6 protein-coding genes and 1 pseudogene are annotated in these 6,000 nt (G+C 57.3%); 4 read left to right on the forward strand and 3 right to left on the reverse strand.

Annotated features, from left to right (window positions below):
* The first annotated feature begins 36 nt into the window (after nucleotides 1–36).
* The 4 genes and pseudogenes from LKE65_RS13445 to LKE65_RS13460 all read left to right on the forward strand — a co-directional run.
* The gene (locus LKE65_RS13445) at nucleotides 37–267 is read left to right on the forward strand and encodes a hypothetical protein (protein WP_341461199.1); all 231 of its coding nucleotides are present in this window, start codon (nucleotides 37–39) and stop codon (nucleotides 265–267) included.
* Between the two features lie 101 nt (nucleotides 268–368).
* A complete protein-coding gene (locus tag LKE65_RS13450; RefSeq protein WP_278741695.1) occupies nucleotides 369–692 on the forward strand; it encodes a type II toxin-antitoxin system HigB family toxin in 324 nt (107 codons plus the stop codon).
* The gene (locus LKE65_RS13455) at nucleotides 682–1,062 is read left to right on the forward strand and encodes a helix-turn-helix domain-containing protein (protein WP_278741697.1); all 381 of its coding nucleotides are present in this window, start codon (nucleotides 682–684) and stop codon (nucleotides 1,060–1,062) included. The genes LKE65_RS13450 and LKE65_RS13455 overlap by 11 nt, the downstream gene beginning before the upstream one ends.
* A 14-nt stretch (nucleotides 1,063–1,076) precedes the next feature.
* A pseudogene (locus LKE65_RS13460) lies at nucleotides 1,077–1,533 on the forward strand (recombinase family protein); the annotation flags it as partial.
* A gap of 725 nt (nucleotides 1,534–2,258) precedes the next feature.
* Here the strand turns inward: LKE65_RS13460 and LKE65_RS13465 are convergent.
* From LKE65_RS13465 to LKE65_RS13475, 3 genes are all read right to left on the reverse strand, one after another.
* Nucleotides 2,259–3,872 (reverse strand): ISL3 family transposase, encoded by a 1,614-nt coding sequence (locus LKE65_RS13465; protein WP_075624942.1) that lies wholly within the window; start codon nucleotides 3,870–3,872, stop codon nucleotides 2,259–2,261.
* A gap of 108 nt (nucleotides 3,873–3,980) precedes the next feature.
* Entirely contained in the window at nucleotides 3,981–4,646 is a 666-nt protein-coding gene (locus LKE65_RS13470; protein WP_278741699.1) for a GTPase, read from the reverse strand.
* Between the two features lie 559 nt (nucleotides 4,647–5,205).
* A partial coding sequence (locus LKE65_RS13475; RefSeq protein ID WP_278741701.1) for an aldehyde dehydrogenase family protein occupies nucleotides 5,206–6,000 on the reverse strand: 795 nt, incomplete at its 5' end.

Below are 6,000 nucleotides of genomic sequence, written 5' to 3' on the forward strand. Positions count from 1 at the left end.
TCCCCTTGTCCTGTTCTTCATCGGTCCTGTCGCCCCATGACCGGGAAGGTGGACAGAATGGCACGCAGACCCGACAGGATCACGATCGAGATGTTCGCCCCCGCCAATGAGGCGGAAACGGCCGAGGAAGCGTTCCACACGTCCGATGACGCCATCCGATCCCTCGCCCGCCTGATCGGCCGGCAGATGGCCCGCGAGCAGTTCGAGCGTGCCCGCGCGCTGGAGCGGAAACAGACGCGTCAGAACCGATCCGACTCTATGCGGTAGCCCTCCCTCCCCGGCTGCGTGTTCCCCGGCGAACGACCCTTCGTCGGGCAGTCGTGTATTTTTCTTGTGACCATTATGGTCCCGTGATATAAGGTCAGTCAATGAGGATCATCGCCCGCCGCACGCTGAGAGAGTTCGTCGACAGCCTGACGGGCCAGAAGGACCAGCCGGCCGTGAAGGCGGCGCTGGACGCCTGGTTCGCCGAAGTCGGCAGGGCGGCTTGGACGAGCACTGCCGATGTGAAGCGGCTCTACGCCACGGCCAGCATCGTCAGCGCCGAGCGGATCGTCTTCAACATCAAAGGCAACGCCTATCGCCTGATCGTAGCGGTCGATTTCGAGAAAAGCATCGTCTGGATCAAATGGATCGGCACGCACAGGGCGTATGACAGGATCGACGTGACGGAGGTGGAACATGACGGTTGATCTGAAGCCCATCCGCAACGAGGCGGATTATGACGCAGCGCTGGAAGAAGTCGGGCGCCTGTGGGGTGCGAAGAGCGGCACGCCGGACGGCGACCGTCTGGACGTGCTGGCAACCCTGATCCACGCCTATGAGGCGAAGCACCATCCGATCGACCAGCCCGATCCGGTCGAGGCGATCCGCTTCCGCATGGAGCAGCAGGGCCTCACCCGTAAGGATCTGGAGCCGATGATCGGCCCGCGCAACCGGGTAGCGGACGTGCTGAATCGCAAACGCGGCCTGTCGATCGACATGATCCGCCAGTTGCATGACGGCCTCGGCATCTCGGCCGAGGTGCTGATCCGGCCCAGTCGGATGGACAAGGTCGCCTGATAGGAAACACCGCCATGACCCGCGTCGCCCTGTATGCCCGCTATTCCTCCGACAACCAGCGCGACGCCTCGATTGAGGACCAGTTCCGCATCTGTCGCGAGCACGCCAAGCGCGAGAAGTGGAAGGTCATTAGTACTTACAAGGACGCGGGCATCTCGGGCGCCAGCATGATCCTGCGTCCCAGCATCCAGACCCTGTTGCAGGATCTACGGCTATCGTGTCGTCCGCCAGTTCGACGCCAAAGGCGAACAGATCCGGGGCGACCACGCGATCGACGCGCATCAGGTGGAGATCGTCCGCCGCATCTTCCGTGACTTCGCCGCCGGTATCGGCCCGCGTGCCATCGCCAAAACTTTGAACGACCAGGGCGTTGCTGGTCCCGAGGGCAAGCTGTGGAGCGACACTACCATCCGGGGCCATGTGAAGCGCGGCACCGGTATCGTCAACAACGAACTCTATATCGGCCGCCTGACCGACGCCCTCAACCGTCCCGAGGAACGACTGGAAGCTGCCGAGGTCATCCGTACGCCTGACCCGAACCGGGGCGAGATCGACGCGATGCTGTATGGAGAACTGGGGACGATCCTAAATTGGATCGAGCGACAAGCCATTGGAAAGGCTGAAAAAAGAAACACTCCCGGAGCGTTGCTCACGGGAGTGTCGGTATCAGTAGTTGCGGGGGCAGGATTGGTTCTCAGCTTGCGGCAATCGCATGTTGAGAACAAAGCGGGATTAATAAACTGTTTTAATGGACTTTTTTCTGCTCATGGATGACCTTTTACTGAGATAAATGGCCCATGCCCTCATAAAACGTAGAGTTTATGTACCCAAAGCTACGTCAGCTTCCGCCTCATCCTAGACATTCCGTCCGTAAGCGACGTTCCCGTAAGCCGACATCGATGGGTAGATTTCTGCGCGGCAACATTGCGGGAACTGAACGCACGACAGGGCAGATGGAGAGACCCGAAATGCCACCTGCGGACGCTAAACGTCTCGTCATTATGATGCAATCATCATCCTATAACGCTACCCGCCTAACATGACCCTCTGACGCCAATTCGTGCGTGATTATGAGCGTCGCATCGATGTGTCACAGTGAATAGCCTGTTGATTTTCACTGAGAACTGACCCGGGTAGGGCGGAAATTTTCATCGAGATTTGGGTTCTTCCGCACTTTTCGTGATGATGTTTTTTGATTATGCGGGCTGAAGGACACGCGCCCTGAGGAGTTCGAAGCCTGCTCTTCCGAACATGGTTCGCTTGATCATTTTCAGTCGGCTGATCTGTCCTTCAACCGGGCTGGTTGTCCAAGGTGTGACAAGAGACGCTTCAATGGCAGCCGCATCCCGTTCAAGCGCGGGAATCAGACGTGACAGCAGCGTCGTCTTTCCTTCTTCCAGCAGAGCCTTCAGATCGCCTCCCGTGCAGGTGTCACCCCTTTTACAGAGCAGGGTCTGCATTTTCCTGAGCCAGCAGAGTGTGACGGCAAGGTGCGGTTCAGCTTCCAGAAGGGCAGGAACCAGCAGTCCCTCCTGTCCGGCAGATAACGGATCCTCTGCGAGGAGAAGCCGCGCAAGTCTGCGTCCCCGAGGTGCAACGACATGCGCGGAAGGAACGGGTTTCGCGGAACATCCCTGTCGCGTCGCCACCCATTTCCAGACGGTGCCATATTGTCCTGCAAAGCCCTGCTCCAGGAGTTCCCGCCATAGCTGACGACTATTGCGACATCCTTCGGACCATCTCTTTTCCAGGTGGGCTGCGTAAGGCACGAGTATGCTGCGTAGCGGAACCGTCCTTTTCCATGGTGGTGCATGGCCCCGCTGAAACCAGCGCCGCACGGTTTTTCTCTCTACCCCGATCGTTGTGGCGATAGCCTGAATGCTGTGTCCCTCTGCTTTCAGGGCAAGAGCTTCCTTGAAAAGAATATCACGTCGTTCCCCAGAGGCTGACCTGACGACCGCCTGCGCCTCTTCTGGATGCGCTCTGATTGTTTCAGATATTTTGCTTACTGCCGTTGATACGTTCAGCTGTCGTGTCAGGGTCCTCACTGTTGTCGTAAAACGGTCCAGAATGCTGACAAAAGCGTCTGACAGGTTCTTCAGCAGATGCCAGCGGTCTGTCACCTGAAGAGCGGATGGTGCGCCTCTGCGGCATCCGTCTGCATAAGCACCGGCACGGTCTCTGGCAATGATTTCAATACCGGGATGGACCTGCAGCCATCGGGCAAGGGTATCAGCGTCCCGATCTGGCAGGAGGTCAATGACATCATTTTTCTCAAGATCAACCACAATCGTTCCATAGTGATGTCCCCGCCGCCATGCCCAGTCATCCACCCCCACCACACGTGTACGGGCCATGCCTTTTGTGGTGTTCTGCGCACGTGAGAGAAGACGGCGGACAAGAGTATCGGCGCTGATGGGGCAACACAGGCGCACGGTCATTCGTGCTCCAGCGGAACCGCCCAGGGTATGGGCGATATAATAATGAAGATCGGCAAGACGTGTGGTCTGTCTGCCATGACGCACGGTTATCCCCTCAAGGGGCATGACAAACGTCCGACGTGGACAAAGCATCGTCTGGCAGAAAAAGCGCGGCACAGAAACGATCAGCGTGGCTGGACGGCCCTGCCATGGAAGATCCGCGAGTTTTCTCTGATAGAAACTGTGAATGCGTCGTGTCGGGCACTGACAGTCCGGACACACTGCACTCCGCTTTCGCAGACTGACTTCGATCTCCACTCTGTTGTCCAGTGCAACAACACGACGAACGACGAGGGAACGGGGAAGATCAAGAGACCGAAGGCGTGACACTGGGGAATATCCATGAAAGTGAACGACTTTCTGGATTTCCCAGTTCCGGAACCTAAGTACAAGATACCCATCACGAAAAGTGCGGAAGAACCCAGTTCTCAGTGAAAATCAACACACAGGCTTCTCGAGATCGCGCTTTACATTCAACACGAAAATGAGCGGCTTGTTCTGCTGGCGCAACTCCCGCATACCTTTGAACGACTCCTCCTGAACCCCGTCGGAGCTGGCGAGGAACAATACAACGTCGGTCTCGTCGATCACCGATAATGCCTGCGCGCGATCCTCGTCACCCTCGTACGCCCCAATGCCGGGGGTATCGATGATGCGGAGGGAGTTCCAGACGTACTCGCGCACGTCGCGGGTTGTACGCTGAGCGCCCTTACCAATGGTGGCACCGTCGCCGCGAGTGAGCGCCTCACGGATTGTGCTTTTGCCTGCCATCGTTCGGCCAAAGAGCGTGACCGTGAAGCGACTGAGGACATTCTGCTTGGCGTTAAGAGCTGCGTTTGTCGCACGGAGGGAGTCCGCTAGCGTCGTCTCAAGCTTTGCGTCGAGTTCTTGAAGTCGTGCTCGGGCGTCTTCCACGGCAGCTCCGTCGGTCGGGACTCGACGCGCGACGGCTGCCACCGCTGCCTTTAGTTTCTGCCCAATCTGCTCAGCGTCGTGGAGGGCACGGGCGGCGACCTCAAACTCCTCTCGGGCGACATGCGCGCACTGCCTGAGTGCTCGATGGTACGCGTCGCGGTGCCTAAGGTCTCGAATAAGGTCAGTCATCAATCCAGAAACTAAAATTACATTCGCTTCCGAGCCTGATTGTAACAGCGTCTCACGTCAATGCAGGTAATCGCAAGTGGTTGCGCGGTATGATACCCCCGCTTTGAACCTACCATACTTAAGGAACTGAAATTAAACGATTTTACAGAAGAAGGCCTCAGTTTACGCATAGCAAAACCCCGCCAAGTCGATGACTTGGCGGGGTTTCAGAAACTGTAAGTGGTTGCGGGGACAGGATTGCTTCTCAGCTTGCAGCAATCGCAAGTTGAGAGCAAAGCGGGATTAAGAGGCTGTTTTGATGAACTTTTTTCTGCCCATGCATGAACTCTTACTGAAATGAATCGCCCCTACCCTCATAAAACGTAGAATTTATGCATCCAAGCCACGTCAGCTTCCGCCTCATCTCGGCCATTCGATGACTAATCGTACGGTTGGCAAAGCAGATAGATATCATTTCCCAATATCACTTGACCCGCAGGCGATATTTAACTTGGTGAGTAGTACACCTCTGTCCCGGATAGGTTTTTATCTGGGACAGGGCGCAGCATTCGCCTAATCTTTAGGCAACGCGGATCAGCTTGCGATTGATAAACTCCTCGATGCCCAGGAAAGACAGTTCGCGACCAAAACCCGAATTCTTGATCCCGCCAAAGGGCAGTTCAGGCGCTGCAGCCGTTGCGGTGTTGATGAACATCATGCCGGTCTCGACCTGTTCCGCCACTTTTTCGGCGCGAGCAAGGTCGCGAGAGAACACGGACCCGCCGAGACCATAGGGGGAATCATTGGCCAGTTCGATGGCTTCATGCTCTGACGCGACCTTGTGCACGACCGCAACGGGGCCGAAAATCTCCTGATAGAAGACCGGATTGTCTTTGGAGACATTCGTCAGGATAGTCGGCTCCATGAAGAACCCCTTGCGATCCATCCGCTTGCCGCCAACCACCAGAGTTGCCCCTGCCTTAACGGCTTCGTCAGTCTGCGCCAGCGCAGTGTCCAGCGCCTTTTTGCTGCTCATCGGGCCATGGGTGGTGCCCTCAGCCAGCGGATCACCAATGCGGAACTGCGTAATCGCCTTTTTCAGACCGGTGAGGAAGGCGTCATAGACCTTCTCATGCACGATCATCCGCTTGGCCGCCGTGCAGACCTGCCCGTTATTGGCGAACCGGCCCCATGTCGCCCATTTGACTGCCAGTTCAAGGTCCGCGTCATCCAGCACGATGAAGGCGTCGCTGCCACCCAGTTCCATCGTGTCCTTCTTCAGCGCGGCACCCGCTTCGGCCGCGACCGTCTGGCCCGCGCGTTCGCTGCCGGTCAGGGCGACGCCACGGATGCGGAAATCCTTGATAAGTTCAGC

The sequence above is a fragment of the Acetobacter fabarum genome, from assembly GCF_022483405.1.
Lineage (GTDB): Bacteria > Pseudomonadota > Alphaproteobacteria > Acetobacterales > Acetobacteraceae > Acetobacter > Acetobacter fabarum.